The 301-nt window shown below is 66.4% G+C and carries 1 protein-coding gene; it reads left to right on the top strand.

The window, feature by feature from the left end; all coding sequences use genetic code 11:
• Positions 1-301 (top strand): ATP-binding cassette domain-containing protein (locus P0G09_RS18745; protein ID WP_275253427.1); only part of this gene is annotated, 301 nt, incomplete at both ends.

Below are 301 nucleotides of genomic sequence, written 5' to 3'. Positions count from 1 at the left end.
GCCAGCAGCAGCGCGTATCCATCGCGCGGGCGCTGGTGCGCAACCCGGCGATCATTCTGGCGGATGAGCCCACCGGCGCGCTGGACAGCCACACCGGCCGCGAGGTGCTGGGAATGCTGCAGGACCAGCATGGGCAGGGCCATACGGTGGTGCTCATCACCCATGACAACTCCATTGCCGTGCAGGCCGACCGCATCATCCGGCTGGAGGATGGTCAGGTGGTCTACGATGGCGACTGCCGCGCGCCGGAAGCCATCGTCCAGCCGACGCTGAACTTTGAACCGGCAGAACAGGAGGGGAA

The sequence above is a fragment of the Faecalibacterium sp. DFI.5.82 genome (genome assembly GCF_029076575.1).
Lineage (GTDB): Bacteria > Bacillota > Clostridia > Oscillospirales > Ruminococcaceae > Faecalibacterium > Faecalibacterium duncaniae.
The sequence above is the reverse complement of the archived record's forward strand: the minus strand, read 5'-3'. Positions and strand labels throughout refer to the sequence as shown.